We start from the raw sequence: 18,323 nt of genomic DNA on the forward strand, positions 1-18,323 counted from the left end.
CCAGGTGACCGGCATGTACGCCTTCCCCGCCTCGTTCGCCCAGGAACGGCTGTGGTTCCTCGCCCGGCTCGACCCCGGCGCGCCGGCGTACCACATCAACGCGGTGATGGAGCTGCCCGAGCGGGTCGATCCCGGCCGGTGCGAGCGGATGCTGGGCGAGCTGGTGCGGCGGCACGAGTCGTTGCGGACCGCGCTGGCGGTCGAGGACGGGAGCCTCGTCCAGCTCGTCCAGGTCGAGCTGCCGGTCGCCCTGGCCTCGACCGACCTGCGGGACCTGCCGCCGGAGCGGGCCGAGGCGGACTTCCGCGCGCTGGCCCTGGAGCTGGCGCGGCGGCCGTTCGCGCTGGAGCGGGCGCCGCTGTGGCGGGCGCACCTGGTGCGGATGCCGGTCGGCGGGCCGCGGCTGGTGTTCGTGGTGCACCACGCGGTGTTCGACGCCCGCTCGGCCACCAACCTCGCGGCCGAGCTGCGCGAGCTGGACGAGGCCGAGGCCGAGGGCCGCCCGGCCCGGCTGCCCGAGCTGCCGGTCCAGTACGCCGACTACGCCGCCTGGCAGCGCGAGCACCTGGCCGGCGGCGTGCTCGCCGACCAGCTCGGCCACTGGCGGGAGCGGCTGGCGGGCCTGCCTACCGACCTGGGGCTGCCCGCGGACCGGCCCCGCCCGGCCGTCAGGGGGCACGCGGGGGCCGAGCACCACCTGGCGCTGCCCGCCGCCCTGGTGGCGGAGCTGGAGGCGCTGGGCCGGCGGCGCGGCGCGACGTTGTTCATGGTGCTGCTGGCCGGGCTGAAGGCGCTGTTGTCGCGGTGGGCGGGCCAGGAGGACGTGGTGGTGGGCACGCCGGTGGCGGGCCGGGACCTGCCCGAGTTCGAGCCGGTGCTCGGCATGTTCGTCAACACGCTGGTGCTGCGGACGGACCTGGGCGGCGACCCGTCGTTCGGCGAGCTGCTGGACCGGGTGCGGGAGACCGTCCTGGACGCGCTGGACCACGCCGACGTGCCGTTCGACCGGCTGGTGGAGGCGTTGCAGCCGGTGCGCGACACCAGCCGCACGCCGCTCTACCAGGTGGGCTTCAACCTGCTGCCGATGTCGTCGCGCGGGCAGTTCCCGAACGGCACCGCCCAGCTCGACCTGAACGTGGACGTCGTCAGGACGGGCGACGGTGCGGGCGTGTACGTCGAGTACAGCACCGACCTGTTCGACGAGGGCAGCGTCGCCCGCCTGGCGGGGGCGTACCGGCTGGTCCTGGAGGCCGCCGCCGCGGACCCGGCGGCCCGGCTGTCGGAGCTGCCGCTGATGACGGCGGCGGAGCGGCACGAGCTGCTGACCGGCTGGAACGACACGGCCGCGCCCTTCCCGGAGCGGACCCTGCACGAGCTGGTCGCCGAGCAGGCGGCGCGCACCCCCGGCGCGGTCGCGGTGCGCGCCCCGGACGGCGCCGAGCTGACCTACGCCGAGCTGGACGCCCGCACCGGCGAGCTGGCCGGGCGACTGGCGGCGGCGGGCGTGCGGGCCGGGTCGTGCGTGGCGTTGTGCCTGCCGCGCGGCCTTCCGCAGGTGGTCGCGCTGCTCGCGGTGCTGCGGGCGGGCGGCTGCTACCTGCCGCTGGACGCGGCGTACCCGGCGGAGCGGCTGGCGTACCTGCTGGCCGACTCGGAGGCGGCGCTGCTGCTGACGGACTCGGCGCTCCGCGACCGGCTGCCGCCGGAGCGGCCCCCGGAGCTGCTGCTCGACCGGCTCCCGGATCGGCGCGGCGGGCCCGCGCCGGAGCCGCCGCCGCTCTCCGGGCGGCCCGGCGACCTGGCGTACCTCATCTACACCTCCGGCTCGACGGGCCGCCCGAAGGGGGTGCAGGTGCCGCACCGGGGCGTGGTCAACCTGGTCACCGACGTGATCCGGCGGCTCGGCGGCGGTGACGTGCTGTTCATGACGTCGCTGTCGTTCGACATCGCGGCGCTGGAGATCTTCACGCCGCTGTTGTCCGGCGGGACGCTGGTGATCGCCCCGGAGGACGCGGCCCGCACGCCGAAGGAGCTGCGCCGCGCCGCCGAGGGCGTGGACCTGGTGCAGCTCACGCCGTCGGTGGCGGGCCTGGCGGCCGGGCACCTGCCGGCCGGGCTGCCGCGGATGATCCTCGGCGGCGAGCCGCTGCCCCTCGACCTGGCGGCCCGGCTGCTGACGGTCACCGACGAGCTGTGGAACTTCTACGGGCCGACGGAGACGACGATCTGGTCCACCGCGTACCGGGTGCCGCACTCCCCCGCCACGATGCTGATCGGCCGGCCGGTGGCGAACACGACGGCGTACGTGGTGGACCAGCACCTGCGGCCCGTCCCCGTCGGCGTGCCCGGCGAACTCCTGCTCGGCGGCGCCGGCGTCACCCGCGGCTACCACCACCGCCCCGCCCTCACCGCCGAACGCTTCGTCCCCGACCCCTTCGGACCACCCGGCGCCCGCCTCTACCGCACCGGCGACCTCGCCCGCCGCCACCCCGACGGCACCCTCGAATACCTCGGCCGCCTCGACCACCAAGTCAAGATCCGCGGCGTCCGCATCGAACCCGACGAGATCGCCGCCGTCCTCGCCGAACACCCCCACGTCCACCACGCCGTCGTCACCCACCGCCCCGACACCCCCGCCGGACCCGGCCTCGTCGCCTACACCATCGGCACCACCGACGAGACCACCCTGCGCGCCCACCTGCGCGCCCGCCTGCCCGAAACCATGATCCCCGCCGCCTTCGTCCCCCTCACCACCCTGCCCACCCTCCCCAGCGGCAAGCTCGACCGCGCCGCACTCCCCCCGCCGCGGGCCGGGACCTCGGCGGGCGGGCACGTGCCGCCGCGCACCCCGATGGAGGAGACCATCGCGGGCATCTGGGCCGACCTGCTCGGCCGGGAGCGGGTCGGCGTGCGCGACGACTTCTTCGCGCTCGGCGGCCACTCGCTGCTCGTGGTCCGCCTCATCGGCCGGATCGGCGAGGCGTTCGGCGTCGAGCTGCCGCTGCGGCGCTGCTTCGACGCCACGACGGTCGAGGAGCAGGCGCTGGCGGTGCTGGAGGAGGGGCTGACGGAGGCCGGCCTGCTGGAACTGCTGGAGGAGGAGCGGTGAGCGACAACGGGGTACGGGCGCGGCTGGCCGGGCTCAGCCCGGAGCGGCGCGCCGCGCTGGAGGCCCGCCTCGCGGGCGCCGGAGCCGCGCGGAGCAGCGGGCCCGCGCCCGCCGCGGCGGCGCCCGGGGAGCTGTCGGCCGCGCAGCGCCGCCTCTGGGTGGTGGACCAGCTCGACCCGGGCAACCCGGCCTACACCCTGTCGTGGGCGTACCGGATCACCGGCGACCTGGACGCCGCCGCGCTGGCGACGGCGTTCGACGCGCTGGTGGACCGGCACCCGATCCTCGGGCACGTGATCGAGACCCGGGACGGCGAGCCGCGTCAGGTGCCCGGCCCGGTGCGGCCCGCGCTGCGCGTGGAGACGATGTCCGCCGCCGCGGCCGACGCCGCCGCCCGCGAGGAGGCCCGCTTCGCCTTCGACCTGAGCGCCGGCCCGCTGACCAGGGCCCGCCTGCTGCGCGTGGCCGCCGGGGAGCACCGGCTGATCGTGACGCTGCACCACGTCCTGGCCGACCGCTGGTCGGTGGGGATCCTGTTCCGCGACCTGTTCCGGCTCTACGCCGGCGAGCCGCTGCCCGCGCGGCCGGTGCCGTACGCCGAGCACGTGGCCCGGCAGCGGGCCGCCCGCTCGCGGGAGCGCGACCTCGCCTACTGGCGGGCCGCCCTCGACGGCCTGCCCGACGTGCTCGACCTGCCCGCCGACCGGCCGCGCCCGCCGATGCGCTCGAACGCGGGCCGCCGCCTGCTGTTCGAGCTGGACGCCGGGCTCGCCGCCCGGATGCGCGAGCTGGCCGCCGGCGAGCGCGCCACGCCGTTCATGGTGCTGCTCGCCGCCCTCCAGACGGTGCTGGCCCGCTACACCGGGCAGGGCGACATCCCGATCGGCACGCCGATGTCGCTGCGCCCGGACCCGGCGCTGGACCAGACCGTCGGCCTGTTCCTCAACACGGTGGTGCTGCGCGGCGACCTGTCCGGCGACCCGTCCTTCACCGAGCTGCTGCGGCGCACGCGGGAGCGCGTGCTGGCCGCCTACGACCACGCCGAGCTGCCGTTCGAGACGCTGGTGGAGGAGCTGTCGAGCGGGCGGGACCTGTCGCGCAACCCGCTGTTCCAGGTGATGCTCGCCTACCAGAACACGCCCGAGCCGCCGCACGGCCTGCCCGGCCTGCGGCTGGAGCGCCTGGACGTGCGGCCCGGCACCGCCATGTTCGACCTGGACCTCATCGTCGAGGAGCGCGGGGACGGCTCGCTGCTGTGCGTGCTCGACCACGCCACCGACCTGTTCGACGACGACCGGATCGCCCGCCTGTCCGGGCACCTGCGCACGCTGCTGGCCGCCGCCGTCGCCACGCCGGGCCTGCGGCTGTCGGAGCTGCCGCTCATGGACGCCGCCGAGCTGCGCCGCACCCTGGACGCCGGGCAGGGCGCGGCGCTCGCCTGCCCGGAGCGCGGCGTCCACCACCTGGTCGCCGAGCAGGCCGCCCGCACGCCGGACGCGACCGCCGTGGAGGGCGAGGACGGCACGGCGCTGACGTACGCCGAGCTGGAGTCCCGGGCGTCGGCGCTGGCCGCCCGGCTGCGCGCCCTCGGCGCCGGCCAGGAGACCCGGGTCGCGGTCTGCCTGCCCCGCTCCCCCGACGTGGTGGTGGCGCTGCTGGCCGTGCTCAAGGCGGGCGGCTGCTACGTGCCGCTGGACCCCGGCTACCCGCCGGACCGGCTGGCGCGGCTCGTCACCGACTCGGGCGCGGCCCTGGCGGTCACCGTCGCCGCGCTGCGCGACCGGCTGCCGGCCGCCGCGCGCCCGCTGCTGCTCGACGAGCCGGCGGACGCGGCAGCCCCGATGCCGGAGCCCGCCTTCCGCCCGGACCAGGCCGCGTACCTGATCTACACCTCGGGCTCGACCGGCCGGGCCAAGGGCGTGGTGGTGCCGCACCGGGGGCTGGTCAGCCTGCTGGCGGACGTGCGCGAGCGGCCCGGCCTGGCGCCGGGGGCGCGGTTCCTGTTCCTGACGTCGGTGTCGTTCGACATCGCGATGATCGAGATCTTCGGGCCGCTGGTCAGCGGCGGGACGGTCGTCCTCGGCTCGGCCGGCGCGGTCGAGCGGGTCCACGACCTGGTCAGGGGCGGAGGGCTGCACACCGTGCAGGCCACGCCGTCCGTCCTGGAGGGGCTGCTGCCGGCGCTGGCCCACGGGGTGCCCCGGGTGATCAGCACCGGCGAGGCGCTGCCCGGCCCGCTCGCCGCCCGCCTGCTCGCGGTGACCGGGGAGCTGTGGGACCTGTACGGCCCCACCGAGACCACGGTGTGGTCCACCCGGCGGCGCGTCACCGACGGGCGGGGCGGCTCGATCGGCGAACCGGTGGCGAACACGACGGCGTACGTGGTGGACCAGCACCTGCGGCCCGTCCCCGTCGGCGTGCCCGGCGAACTCCTGCTCGGCGGCGCCGGCGTCACCCGCGGCTACCACCACCGCCCCGCCCTCACCGCCGAACGCTTCGTCCCCGACCCCTTCGGACCACCCGGCGCCCGCCTCTACCGCACCGGCGACCTCGCCCGCCGCCACCCCGACGGCACCCTCGAATACCTCGGCCGCCTCGACCACCAAGTCAAGATCCGCGGCGTCCGCATCGAACCCGACGAGATCGCCGCCGTCCTCGCCGAACACCCCCACGTCCACCACGCCGTCGTCACCCACCGCCCCGACACCCCCGGCGGACCCGGCCTCGTCGCCTACACCATCAGCACCACCGACGAGACCACCCTGCGCGCCCACCTCCGCGCCCGCCTGCCCGAAACCATGATCCCCGCCGCCTTCGTCCCCCTCACCACCCTCCCCACCCTCCCCAGCGGCAAGCTCGACCGCGCCGCACTCCCCCCGCCGCCGACGACGGCCGCCACCGGCGAGCGGGTGCCACCGCGCACGCCCGCCGAGCACGTCCTGCACGCGCTCTGGGCCGAGCTGCTCGGCCGCGACGACTTCGGCGTCGAGGACGACTTCTTCGCGCTCGGCGGCCACTCGCTGCTGGCGATGCGGCTGGTGGTCCGGCTCAGGGAGGCGCACGGCGCGGAGGTGACGCTGCGCCGCTGCTTCGCCACGCCGACCATCGCGGCCCTCGCCCCGCTCGTCCCCGACCGGCGCGACGCGGTGCGGCCGATCCCGCGCGCCCCCGCCGGGCCGGTGCGGCCCTCGCACGCGCAGGCCCGGCTGTGGTTCCTCGACCAGCTCGACCCCGGCGACCCGGCGTACAACGTGGCCTGGGGCGAGCGGCTGACCGGCCCGCTGGACGTGGCCGCGCTGGCCGCCGCGTTCGACGACCTGGTGGACCGGCACGACGCCCTGCGCCTGGTCGTCGCGGCCGACGACGACGGCGAGCCCGTGCTGCGCGAGGGCGCCCAGCGGCCGCGGCTCGCCGTGCGGACCGGCCGGGACGTGGGACGGGAGGAGGCGCGGCACCGCTTCGACCTGGCGGCCGGGCCGCTCGCCCGCGCCGCGCTGGTCCGGCGCGGCCCCGCCGAGCACGAGCTGTACCTCACCCTGCACCACGTCGTCGCCGACCGGTGGAGCCTGTCGATCCTGCTGCGCGACCTGATGGAGCTGTACCGGGCCCGCGTCACCGGCGCCGCGCCCGCCCTGCCCGCGCTCGCCGCCCGCTACCGGGACTTCGCCGCCTGGCACCGGGAGCGGGCCGGCGGGCGGGCGGCGGACCTCGCGTACTGGAAGGACGCGCTCGCCGGCCTGCCCGCCACCCTCGACCTGCCCGCCGACCGGCGCCGCCAGGGGCGGGCGGCCACGGCGGGGCGGCGGCTGACGTTCCCGATCGACGCCGCGACGACGGCGGCGGTGCACGCGCTGGCGCTGGAGCGGCAGGTCACGCCGTTCATGGTGCTGCTGGCCGCCCTGCAGGCGGTGCTGGCCCGCTACACCGGGCGCGCCGACATCCCCGTCGGCACCCCGGTCTCCGGCCGCGCCCACCCGGACGTGGAGGAGCTGGCCGGGCTGTTCCTCAACACGCTCGTGCTGCGCGGCGACCTGTCCGGCGAGCCGTCCTTCGCCGAGCTGCTGGCGCGCACCCGCGAACGGGTGCTGGACGCGCACGACCACGCCGAGCTGCCGTTCGAGGTGCTGGTGCAGGAGCTGGCCGAGGAGCGCGACCTGACCCGCAACCCGCTGTTCCAGGTGATGCTCGCCTACCAGAACGTGCCGCCGGCGCCGCCGGACGCGGCGGGCGTCGCCCTCCGCACCCTCGACGTCGACCCGGGCGTGACGCAGGCGGACCTGCACCTGGTGATCGAGGAGTCCGGCGACGGGCTGACGGGCGTCCTGCACTACGCGACGGACCTGTTCGACCACGACCGCATGGAGCGCTTCGCCGGCCACCTGCGCGCGCTCCTCGCCGCCGCCCTGGCCGAGCCGGAGCGGCCGGTCGCCGACCTGCCGCTGCTCACCCCCGCCGAGCTGGACGTCATCCGCCGCGCCAACGACACCGCCGCCCCCGCGTCCGACGCGACCCTGGCCGGGCTCGTCGCGGCGCGGGCCGCCCGCACCCCGGACGCGCCCGCCCTGCGCGGCGAGGGCCCCTGGCTCACCTACGCCGAGTTCGCCGCCCGGGTGAACCGCCTGGCCAGGCGGCTGCGCGCGCTCGGGGCCGGGCCGGGCGAGGTCGTCGGGGTGTGCCTGGAGCGCGGGCCCGACCTGGTGGTCGCCGTGCACGCGGTGGTCGCCGCCGGCGCGGCGTACCTGCCGCTGGAGCCCGACCATCCGGCCGCCCGGCTGGCGGGCATGGCGGCCGACGCCGGCGCGCGGCTGACCGTCTCCGCCGGGCGGTTCGCCGACCGGCTGCCTCCCGTCCCGGCGGTGCTGCTCGACCGCGACGCCGGGGACATCGCCGCCGAGGACGCCGCGCCGCCCGGCGGCCCGCCGCACCCCGACGACCTGGCGTACGTCATCTTCACCTCGGGCTCGACCGGCCGCCCCAAGGGCGTCGGCGTCTCCCACCGGGCCATCGTCAACCGGCTGGCCTGGATGCAGGACGCCTTCCGGCTGACCGGCGACGACCGGGTGCTGCACAAGACGCCGTTCTCGTTCGACGTGTCGGTGTGGGAGCTGTTCTGGCCGCTCACGGCGGGCGCGGGGCTGGTGGTCGCGCGGCACGGCGGGCACGCCGACCCCGCCTACCTGGCCGCCGTGCTGGAGCGGGAGTCGATCACCACCGTGCACTTCGTGCCGTCCATGCTGGACGCCTTCCTGTCCGAGCCGGGGCTCGGCGGGCGGCTCGGCGCGCTCCGCACCGTGGTCTGCTCGGGGGAGGCGCTGGGCGCGGGCCTCGCCGCCCGCTTCGCCGCCGCGCTGCCCGGCGCGGGCCTGCACAACCTGTACGGGCCGACCGAGGCGGCCGTGGACGTGTCGTGGCACGCGTGCCGGCCGGGCGAGGACCCGGTGCCGATCGGCCGGCCGGTGCCCGGCACCCGGCTGGAGATCCTCGACGAGCGGATGCACCGCGTCCCCGTCGGGGTGCCCGGCGGCCTGTGGATCGGCGGCGTGCAGCTCGCCCGCGGCTACGCCGCCCGTCCCGCGCTGACGGCCGAACGGTTCGTCCCCGACCCGTATGGATCTGTTGGCGGCCGGCTGTACGACACCGGCGACCTGGCGCGCTGGCGGCCGGACGGCGAGATCGAGTACCTGGGGCGGTCCGACCACCAGGTCAAGATCCGCGGCATGCGGGTGGAGCCCGGCGAGGTGGAGGCGGCCCTGGCGGCCCTGCCGGGGGTGCGCGCGGCGGCCGTCCGCGCCCTCGCCGACGGCGCCGGCCTGCGCCTGGCCGGCTACGTCGTCCCGGAGGAGGGCGCCGGCGGGCCGGGCGCGGCGCAGGAGTGGGAGCGGCTGCTGCGCGACCGGCTGCCCGCCCACCTGGTGCCCGCGACCTGGACCGTGCTCGCCGAGCTGCCGCTCAACCGCAGCGGCAAGCTGGACCGCGACGCCCTGCCCGACCCCAGGGCCGCCGGGCCGCGGGCGCACGCCGAGCCCGAAGGGGCGGCCGAGCGGGCCGTCGCGGACGCCTGGCGCGGGGTGCTGGGGCTGGAGCGGGTCTCGGCCCACGACAACTTCTTCGCCGTCGGCGGCGACTCCATCCGCAGCCTCAAGGTGGTCGCCCGGCTGCGCGCGGCCGGCTACGCGGTGCGGCTGGAGCAGCTCTTCCGCCACCAGACCGTCCGGGAGCTGGCCGGCCGGCTCCTGCCGGAGGCGGCGGCCGCGCCCGAGGCGCAGGAGCGGCCGTTCGGCCTGCTCGACCCCGAGGACCTGGCACGACTGCTGGAAGGCGAGGCGCGATGACCGTCACGACGGGAACGACCGCGGGGGCCGCGCGCGGCCTGGAGGACGCCTATCCTCTGGCCGCGCTGCAGGCGGGCATGCTCTACCACAGCGCGTACGAGCCGGACGCGGTCACCTACCACGACCTGACCACGATCACCCTGCGCGGCCGGTTCGACGCCGGCGCGTTCACGGCGGCGCTGGCCGAGGTGACCGCCCGGCACCCGGTCCTGCGCACCTCGATCGACCTGACCGGGTTCAAGGAGCCGCTGCAGCTCGTGCACCGGACGGCCACGCTGCCGCTGGAGGTGACGGACCTGTCCGGCGACCCGGCGGCCGGGCGACGGCTGGCCGCGTGGTCGGAGGCGGAGAAGCGGCGGCCGTTCGACTGGGCGTCGCCGCCGCTGGCCCGCGCGCACGTGCACGTGCTGCCCGGCGAGCTGTTCGCGTTCAGCCTGAGCTTCCACCACGCCATCCTCGACGGGTGGAGCGTCGCCGCCCTGGTCACCGAGCTGCTGCGGCGCTACCACGGGCACCTCACCGGCGACCCGCTGCCGGTCGTCCCGCCCGGCGCGGCCTTCCGCGAGCTGGTGGCCGCCGAGCGCGCCGCCGTGGCCGCGCCGGAGACGCGCGGCTTCTGGCAGGCCCGCGTGGCCGACGCCCCCGGCACCCGGCTGCCCCGGCTGCCGGGCCCGCACGGCGAGCCGGGGGCCGAGGTGCTGCGCCTGCCGCTGGCGGCGGGCCTCGTGGACCGGCTCGGCGCGGCGGCGCGGCGGGTGGCGGTGCCGCTGCGCACCCTGCTGCTGGCCGCCCACCTGCGCGTGCTCGCCCTGGTCACCGGCGAGCGCGAGGTGATGACCGGCCTGGTCACGCACAGCCGCCCGGAGAGCGAGGCCGGCGAGGAGGTGCTCGGCCTGTTCCTCAACACCGTGCCGCTGCGCCTCGACGTCGCCGCCGCCACGTGGGGCGAGCTGGCGCGCGAGGTGTTCGAGGCGGAGCTGGCGCTGCTGCCGCACCGGCGCTACCCGCTGTTCGAGATCCAGCGGGCCGCCGGCCGCTCGCCGCTGCTGGACGTGCTGTTCGACTTCCGCGACTTCCACGTCTACCAGGGGCTGCCCGGCGTCGAGATCGTCGGGCAGGAGTTCTTCGAGCAGACCGACGTGCCGTTCGCCGCCGCGTTCGGCCGCTCCCGCGAGCACGGCGGCTTCGACCTGACCCTCACCTACGACCGGGCCCAGTTCGGCGCGGAGCAGGTGGCGCGGATCGGCGAGCTCTACCTGACCGCGCTCGGCCAGGCCGCCGACCCGGACGCCGACCCGCGTCCCGCCGATCCGTACCTGGCCCGCGACGCCGCCGCGATCGACGGCTGGAACGCCACCGCCCGGCCCTACCCGGACGCCGCCCTGCACGAGCTGATCGGCGAGCAGGCCGCGCGCACCCCGGACGCGCCCGCCGTCTGCTACGGCGGGACCTGGATCGGCTACGGCGAGCTGGCCCGGCGGGCCGCCGAGGTGACCGGCCGGCTCACCGCCGCCGGCGTCCGGCCCGGCGACGTGGCCGGGGTGTTCCTCGACCGCGGGCCCGACCTGCTGCCCGCCCTGCTCGGCGTGCTCGGCGCCGGGGCGGCGTACCTGCCGCTGGAGCCCGGCCTGCCGCCGGAGCGGCTGGCGTACATGATCGAGGACGCGGGGGCGCGCACGGTGCTCACCACCACGGCGCTGGCGGCGGCGCTGCCGGGCGGCGTCGCCCTGCCTGTCGACGGGCCCCTCCCTGCTGCCGTGGGCGCGCCGCGGCGCGTGCACCCCGACGCGCTCGCGTACGTCATCTACACCTCGGGCTCCACCGGCCGCCCCAAGGGCGTCGGCGTCTCCCACCGCGCCATCGTCAACCGGCTGCGCTGGATGCAGGAGGCGTTCGGGCTGGAGGCCGGCGAGCGGGTGCTGCACAAGACGCCGCTGTCGTTCGACGTGTCGGTGTGGGAGCTGTTCTGGCCGCTCACGGTCGGCGCCGGGCTGGTGGTCGCCGAGCCGGGCGCGCACCGCGACGGCGCCCGGCTGGCCCGCCTCGCCGAGGCGCACGGCGTCACCACCGCGCACTTCGTGCCGTCCATGCTGGAGCTGTTCCTCGACGAGCCCCGCCTGCCGGCGCTGCGCCGGCTCATCTGCTCGGGCGAGGCGCTGAGCGCCGAGCTGGCCGCCCGCTGCCACGACCGCCTCCCCCACACCGAGCTGCACAACCTGTACGGCCCGACGGAGGCGGCCGTGGACGTCACCTGGCACCCCTGCGAGCCGGGCGAGCCGCTGATCCCCATCGGCCGGCCCGTCGCCAACACCCGCCTGGAGGTCCTCGACGCCGACGGCCGACGGGTCCCCGTCGGCACCCCCGGCGAGCTGTGCCTCGGCGGCGTCCAGCTCGCCCGCGGGTACGCCGGCCGGCCCGCGCTCACCGCCGAGCGGTTCGTGCCCGACCCGTACGGCCCGCCCGGCGCCCGCCTCTACCGCACCGGCGACGTCGCCCGCTGGCTGCCCGGCGGCGAGGTGCAGTACCTCGGCAGGACCGACTTCCAGGTCAAGATCCGCGGCCAGCGGGTCGAGCTGGGCGAGATCGAGGCGCTGCTCGCCGCCGAGCCCGCCGTCCGGGCCGCCGTCGTCGTGCTGCGCGGCGAACGGCTCGTCGGCTACGTCGTGCCCGAGGGCGACCGGCTGCCCGACCTCGCCCCGGCGCTCCGCAGGCGGCTGCCCGACCACATGGTGCCGGCCACCTGGGTCCGGCTGGACGCGCTGCCCGTCACCGCCAACGGCAAGCTCGACCGGGCCGCGCTGCCCGAGCCCGGCGACGCGGGGCGGGCGCCGTACCTGCCGCCGCGCGACCCGTTCGAGGCCAGGCTCGCCACGCTGTGGGAGGAGACGCTCGGCGTGGAGTCCGTCGGCGTGCACGACGACTTCTTCGCCCTCGGCGGGCACTCCCTGCTGGCGTTGCGGCTCACCATGCGGCTGCGCAAGGAGCTGGGCCGCGACGTGCCGCTGTCGGCCGTGCTCACCGCGCCGACCGTCGCGCTGCTCGCCGCCGAGCTGCGCCGCCCCCAGGACAACGACGGCCTCCCGCAGCGGATCGTGCCGCTGCGGCCCGGCGGCGAGCGCGCCCCCCTGTTCCTGTTCCACGCGCTCGGCGGCCAGGTGTTCCGCTACCTGCCGCTGACCCGGCACCTCGGGGCCGACCAGCCGGTCTACGCCGTGCAGGCGGCCGGCCTCGCCCCCGGCGAGCGGCCGCACGCCACCCTCGCCGAGATGGTGGACGACTACACCGCCCACCTGCTCAAGGTCCGCCCGCACGGCCCGTACGTGCTGGGCGGCTACTGCATCGGCGGCAACATCGCCCTGGAGACCGCCCGCCGGCTGCGCGAGCTGGGCGAGCGGGTGCCGCTCGTCGTGCTGTTCTACTCCGACGCGGCCGAGCCGGTGCTGCGCGCCTCGCTGGAGGACGACGCCGTCCTGCTCACCCACGCCCTGGCCGGCGGCAACGTCGAGGTCGACCTCGACGACCTGCACCGGATGAGCCCCGACGAGCGGCTGCTGGCCGTCATCGACGCCGCCTCCCGCGCCGGCACCCTGCAGCCCGACACCGCCGACCTGCGCCAGGCCCGCCGCTTCGTCGCGGTCTTCCGCGCGAACGCGCACGCCGTCGGCCACTACCGGCACGCCCCCTACGACGGGGACGTGCTGCTGTTCTCCCCGGCCGCGCCGGGCGTCCCGCCCGACGACATGGGCTGGCGGGACGTCGTCACCGGCCGCCTGCGCATCTCGCCCATCCACGGCGAGCGCTTCACCGTCATGTACGAGCCCCGGGTCGCCCAGGCGGCCGCCGAGCTGAGGAGCAGCATCGACCATGGCCTCACCCCCCGCGACTGAGCCGCCCACCCTCTGGCGCAACCCCGACTTCCTCAAGCTGTGGAGCGGCGAGAGCCTGTCGCTGGTCGGCTCGCAGGTGACCGTGCTCGCCATGCCGGTCGTCGCCTACCTGTGGCTGCACGCCTCGGTCGCCGAGATGGGCGTGCTCGGCGCGCTGTCCAGGCTGCCCATGGTGCTGTTCTTCGTCGTGGGCGTCTGGGTGGACCGGATGCGCCGCCGGCCCGTGCTGGTCTGGAGCGACGTGATCCGGGCGTTCATGCTGGCCACCGTGCCGCTGCTGTTCGTCATGGACCTGCTGACGTTGTGGTGGCTGTACGTCGTGGTGTTCGTCATGGGCGTCTTCGGGGTGCTGTTCGAGATCGCCTACCGGTCGTACCTGCCGGTGCTGGTGCCGGCCGAGCACCTCGGCGACGGCAACAGCAAGCTCCAGCTCAGCGACTCGATGTCCAAGGCGGTCGGGCCGAGCCTCGCCGGGTTCCTCATCGCCACCCGCTCGGCGCCGCTGGTCATCATCGTGGACGCGGTCAGCTACGCCCTGTCGGCGCTGTTCCTGGTCTCCATCCGCAAGCGTGAGGACCCGCCGCCGGCCGACGCGGGCGGCACCATGATCGCGGCGATCCGGGCGGGGTTCGGCTGGGTGATGGGCCACCCGGTCGTCCGCCCGCTGGCCGTCGCGAGCGCCGTGTACTCCTTCTTCGACATCGGCATCCTGCAGACCCTGCTGATCCCGTACCTGATCGAGGGGCCCGGCGTGCCGGCCGGCTGGGTCGGGGGCGTGCTCGCGGTCGGCGGGGTCGGCGCGGTGGCCGGGGCGTGGCTGTCGGTGCGGCTGATGAAGGGCGTCGGGCCGGGGCCCACCATGTTCTGGTCCACGGTGATCGGCAACAGCGCGCTCATCCTGGTGCCGCTGGCCGGCGGGCCGCTGTGGCTGGCGATCGGCGTGCTGGCGTTCTCGCAGCTGCTCGTCGGGCTGTGTACGCAGGTGTTCGTGGTCAACAACATCACCGTGCTGCAGTCGGCGACGCCGCGCGAGCTGGTCGGCCGGGTCATCGCCACCATTTGGGCGATGGGGCTGGTGCCCGCGCCGCTCGGCGCCCTGCTGGCGGGGCTGCTCGGCGAGGCCGTCGGGATGCGGCCGGTGGTGCTGGCGGCGGCGCTGATCGGCGCGATCGTGCCGATGATCGTGCTGGCGCTGTCGCCGATCCCCCGCATGCGCGAGATCCCGCGGGCCCCGGCCGGCGCGGACACCCCCGCCTGAGCCCCCGCCTGAGCCCGCCTGAGCCCGCCGCCGGGCTCGGGCGGCGGGGCGGCGTCAGGCGTTCAGCTCGGCCAGCCAGCCGAGCTGGTCGGCGCGGTCCTCCGCGGTGGGCGCGTTCAGGCCGACGATCAGCCTGGTCGCGCCCGCCTTCCGGTACGCCTCCAGCCGCTCGCGCACCCGGGCGGGCGTGCCGCACAGCGCGAGGGCGTCCACCACGTCGTCCGGCACCTCCTCCATCGCCTCGCCGAGGTCGCCGTCGAGGTAGGCGTCCCGCACCCGGGCCGCCGCCGGGCCGAAGCCGAGCCGGTGCGCGAGCCGGTTGTAGAAGTTGACCTCCCTGGTGCCCATGCCGCCCAGGTAGAGCGCCAGCATCGGCCGTACGAGGTCGCGGGCGTAGTCGGCGTCGTCGTCCACCATGGCCATGACCATCGGCGAGACCTCCACCCGGTCCGCGTCCCGCCCGGCGCGGGCGGCCCCGGCCCGCAGGTGCTCCATCGACTCGGCGAGGTGCTCGGGCGGGAAGTGGATCGGCAGCCAGCCGTCGGCGATCTCCCCCGCCAGCGCCACCGCCTTCGGCCCCATGGCCGCCAGGTGCACCGGCAGCGGCTCCCGCACCGGCGAGATCGTCATGCTGAGCGCCTTGCCGCGGCTGTCCGGCAGCGGCAGCACGAGCTCCGGCCCGGCGTGCTCGACCGGCCGGCCCGCCAGCGCCGTCCGCACGACCGCCACGTAGTCGCGCAGGTGGGCGAGCGGGCGTTCGTAGCGCCGGCCGTGCCAGCCCTCGGCCACCTGCGGCCCGGACACGCCGAGCCCGAGCAGGAACCGGCCGCCCGACACCCGGTCGATCGTGGCCGCGGCCATCGCCGCCGAGATCGCGGTGCGGCCCGTCACCTGGATGACGCCGCTGCCGAGGCCGATCCGCTCGGTGCCGGCCGCCAGCCAGGCCAGCGTGGTCGCCGGATCGGCGCCGTAGCCCTCCGAGGCCCACACCGAGTCGTAGCCGAGCCGTTCCGCCTCGCGCGCCAGCATGAGCTGGGCGTCGGGGCCGGCCGCCACGGGGCCGAGGGTGCCGATGCTGAATCCGAGCCGCACTGCCGCCTCCTCATCGCCGATCTTGCTCTACTGTCCCGCACAAGCCGCGCCGAGACCAGGGGCGGGATCGGCCCGCGCCCCGGTCCCGCCCGCGCGGGCGCTACAACCAGGCGCGGAGGGCGTCGATGTCGACCAGCGGCAGCCCCCAGCGCAGCGCGGACGTCTCCAGGTCGGCCGCGCCCGCCATGACCCCGTCGCGCCGCATCACCTCGCAGCACACGCCGACCGGCGGCAGCCCGGCGGCCAGGCACAGGGCGACCGTCGCCTCGGTGTGCCCGGCCCGTTCCCGCAGCAGGCCGGGGCGGGCGGCGATCGGGACGACGTGGCCGGGGGAGGTGAAGTCGGCGGGCCTCGCCTCCGGGTGGGCGAGCCGCCGCACGGTCGCGGCGCGCTCGGCGGCGCTGACCCCGGTGCCGGTGGCGGCGGCCAGGTCGACCGGCGTGTAGAAGGCGGTGCCCTGGCGGTCGCCCTCGCCGCTCAGCGCCGGGATCTCCAGCCGGTCCAGGATCTCGGGCGCGCACGGCACGCACGGGTAGCCGTACACCTCGGTCAGCAGGAAGGTGAAGGCGGCCGGGCGCAGGTGCGCGCCGGCGAGGATGACATCGCCCTCGGCCTCGCGCTCGGGGTCCCACACCATGACGGCGCCGCCGGCGGCGAGCTGCGACACCGCCTTCTCCACCCCGGCCCGGCCCGCGAGGTGCCCGGCCCAGCCCAGTGCCGCGACCGCGCGGGCGACGTGCGCGCCGGCGGTGGCCGGGCCGGCCGCCGCGAGACGGCCCACCACGTCGGACTCGATGTTGACGCGCTCGCCCGCGGACAGCCCGGCCAGCGTCGTGCCGGCCAGCGTGGACGGGATCAGCGCCACCGAGAACCGGTCCTTGACGATCTCGGCGACGGTCAGGCTCACGCCGTCGACGGCGACCGAGCCCTTGGCCGCGATCCTGGCCAGGAACCGTTCCGGCGGGCGGATCCACACCCGCCGCCCCCGGCCGGGGTCGTCGTCGACGCGGACGACCTTGCCGACGCCGTCGACGTGGCCCTGCACCAGATGGCCGTCAAGGGGGTCGCCGACGGCGAGCGGGGTCTCCAGGTTGACCCGCCGCCCCGGCTCCGGGAGCTGGTCGAACGTCGTCCTGCGCCGGGTCTCGGCGCTGATCGACATGCCGACGAGGTCGTGCTCCACGCGCTCGGCGGTCAGCCGGACGCCCGCGACGTTGAGCGAGCCGCCGGGCGTCAGCCGTCCCGCGCACTTGGCCGCGCGGACGCCGATGCCGCCCGGGCCGGCGTACTCGATCACGCCGACCTCGTGGATCCTTCCGGTGAACATGCCCGATTCCCTTCGTGCCGGCGTCGGCCGCGTCCGTCGCGGCCGGATGGCGTCAGGGACCTTCGACGGGGGTCCGAGAGGGCGGGGTGTCACCGCGTGGCTCCGGAGTCGCGCCGGATCGTTCCTCCCGCGCGGAGGAACCGGGGGGCTGTCACCCCCGCACCTGGAATCGCACCGCCTCCACCGTAACCGGCGTCCGGCCGGTTGGGAACAGCGGGATCACCGCCCGGCGTACTCCAGGTCGATCGAGTCGGTGCGGGAGCTCCACGTCAGCTTCAGCCGCCAGCAGCCGGGGCTCGGCACATCGACGTAGGAGGGCCCCGGGCCGCCCAGGACCTTGATCCGCGTCGGCGGGCCGGTGCCGCCGAGCCGCGCCTCGATGAGCAGGGGGTCGGACGGGACCAGCGGCGCCCGCGAACGCCACAGCACCTTGTTGGCCCGGTCCGGCAGCGGCGGGCTGTACAGCGGGTAGCCGAAGAGCACGGCGAGCATGTCGCCGCTCTCGCTGGCGGCGTAGCGGACCTTCGTGCCGGGGGTGAAGCCGGCGTTCGCCCACACGGGCGGTTCCGCGTCGACCACCCGGGCCGGCGTGCACGGCGCCGCGGCGGCGGCGCCGGTCGCCGCGGGGCCCGGCGAGCGAAGGGCGGGGGCGGCCTCGCTCGTGCAGGCGGCCGAGGCGAGCAGGAGCGCGGCCGCCACCACGCTGAGATACCGCGACCGCATCGGCCGACCTCCGGAGGCGGGAGTTCCGCCTCCCAACGTACCGGCGACGGCGCGGGGGCGGAACGGGCCGATCAGCCGCCCGCCGGCTCCGCCGTGGCGGGGGCGCGGAACCAGGCCGCGCCGCGCTGCGTGTCCATGTACTCGCGGACCCGCCTGACCAGCCCCGACTCCAGCTCGAAGACGAAGCAGTACTCGTTGTCGTAGTGGCCGCCGTGCGCCAGCGTGGCCCGCAGCCGCGCCTCGGCCACGACCGTGTCGCCGTCGGCGTGGACGCCGGTGAACGTGACGGACACGTCGTCGACGAAGACCGCGGGGAACTCCTCGGTCAGGAACCGCACGATCCGGTCCCGGCCGATGAGGTGATGGGTGCCGTCGAGGGCGAGGGCGGTGGCGTTGCCGGGCGGGGCGAGCCATTCCGCGTCGGGCGTGAAGAGGGCGCCCACCCGGCCGGGGTCCCGGGTGGCGAAGACCCGCCACGCGTCCATGATCACTTGCTTGCTCGGCACCGCGCCCATGCGCTGACCTCCTCGTGGATTCCCGCCCCGATTCTGCTGCGCCGCCGGGGCAGGAATCTGGTCAGATCCGGCCAGGTTCG

At 76.6% G+C, this 18,323-nt stretch carries 8 protein-coding genes; 4 read left to right on the forward strand and 4 right to left on the reverse strand.

Translation table 11 applies throughout. The features are described 5' to 3' along the window. Positions 1–13: 13 nt before the first annotated feature. From MF672_RS24935 to MF672_RS24950, 4 genes are read left to right on the forward strand one after another with little or no spacing between them, the layout of a single operon-like run. The gene (locus MF672_RS24935; protein WP_247815499.1) at positions 14–3,109 is read left to right on the forward strand and encodes a non-ribosomal peptide synthetase; all 3,096 of its coding nucleotides are present in this window, start codon (positions 14–16) and stop codon (positions 3,107–3,109) included. Then, positions 3,106–9,441 carry a non-ribosomal peptide synthetase gene (locus MF672_RS24940; RefSeq protein WP_247815421.1) on the forward strand — a complete coding sequence of 2,112 codons (6,336 nt, stop codon included), beginning with the start codon at positions 3,106–3,108 and terminating at the stop codon, positions 9,439–9,441. Before MF672_RS24935 ends, MF672_RS24940 begins: the two co-directional genes overlap by 4 nt. After that, entirely contained in the window at positions 9,438–13,328 is a 3,891-nt protein-coding gene (locus MF672_RS24945) for a non-ribosomal peptide synthetase (RefSeq protein ID WP_242382964.1), read from the forward strand. The genes MF672_RS24940 and MF672_RS24945 overlap by 4 nt, the downstream gene beginning before the upstream one ends. Then, positions 13,306–14,586, forward strand: a complete 1,281-nt coding sequence (locus tag MF672_RS24950) for an MFS transporter (protein WP_242382962.1) — start codon at positions 13,306–13,308, stop codon at positions 14,584–14,586. The genes MF672_RS24945 and MF672_RS24950 overlap by 23 nt, the downstream gene beginning before the upstream one ends. Before the next feature lie 54 nt (positions 14,587–14,640). Here MF672_RS24950 and MF672_RS24955 read toward each other — a convergent pair whose 3' ends face one another. The 4 genes from MF672_RS24955 to MF672_RS24970 all read right to left on the reverse strand — a co-directional run bounded on the left by MF672_RS24955 (position 14,641) and on the right by MF672_RS24970 (position 18,243). Further along, positions 14,641–15,678, reverse strand: coding sequence for an LLM class F420-dependent oxidoreductase (locus MF672_RS24955; protein WP_242382960.1), 1,038 nt, complete (start codon positions 15,676–15,678; stop codon positions 14,641–14,643). Between the two features lie 100 nt (positions 15,679–15,778). After that, a complete protein-coding gene (locus tag MF672_RS24960; protein ID WP_242382959.1) occupies positions 15,779–17,005 on the reverse strand; it encodes a riboflavin synthase in 1,227 nt (408 codons plus the stop codon). A 219-nt stretch (positions 17,006–17,224) separates the two neighbouring features. Further along, positions 17,225–17,728 (reverse strand): hypothetical protein, encoded by a 504-nt coding sequence (locus tag MF672_RS24965; RefSeq protein ID WP_242382957.1) that lies wholly within the window; start codon positions 17,726–17,728, stop codon positions 17,225–17,227. Positions 17,729–17,799: 71 nt separating this feature from the next. Then, positions 17,800–18,243, reverse strand: a complete 444-nt coding sequence (locus MF672_RS24970) for a nuclear transport factor 2 family protein (RefSeq protein WP_242382956.1) — start codon at positions 18,241–18,243, stop codon at positions 17,800–17,802. Positions 18,244–18,323 lie beyond the last annotated feature (80 nt).

The organism is Actinomadura luzonensis (assembly GCF_022664455.2).
GTDB classification, from domain to species: domain Bacteria; phylum Actinomycetota; class Actinomycetes; order Streptosporangiales; family Streptosporangiaceae; genus Nonomuraea; species Nonomuraea luzonensis.

What these genes read in the sequence shown, in the direction of transcription:
- MF672_RS24945 (WP_242382964.1), top strand. Translation starts at nt 9,438, where the DNA reads ATGACCGTCACGACGGGAACGACCGCGGGGGCCGCGCGCGGCCTGGAG.
- MF672_RS24960 (WP_242382959.1), bottom strand. Translation starts at nt 17,005, where the DNA reads ATGTTCACCGGAAGGATCCACGAGGTCGGCGTGATCGAGTACGCCGGC.
- MF672_RS24950 (WP_242382962.1), top strand. Translation starts at nt 13,306, where the DNA reads ATGGCCTCACCCCCCGCGACTGAGCCGCCCACCCTCTGGCGCAACCCC.
- MF672_RS24965 (WP_242382957.1), bottom strand. Translation starts at nt 17,728, where the DNA reads ATGCGGTCGCGGTATCTCAGCGTGGTGGCGGCCGCGCTCCTGCTCGCC.
- MF672_RS24935 (WP_247815499.1), top strand. Translation starts at nt 14, where the DNA reads ATGTACGCCTTCCCCGCCTCGTTCGCCCAGGAACGGCTGTGGTTCCTC.
- MF672_RS24970 (WP_242382956.1), bottom strand. Translation starts at nt 18,243, where the DNA reads ATGGGCGCGGTGCCGAGCAAGCAAGTGATCATGGACGCGTGGCGGGTC.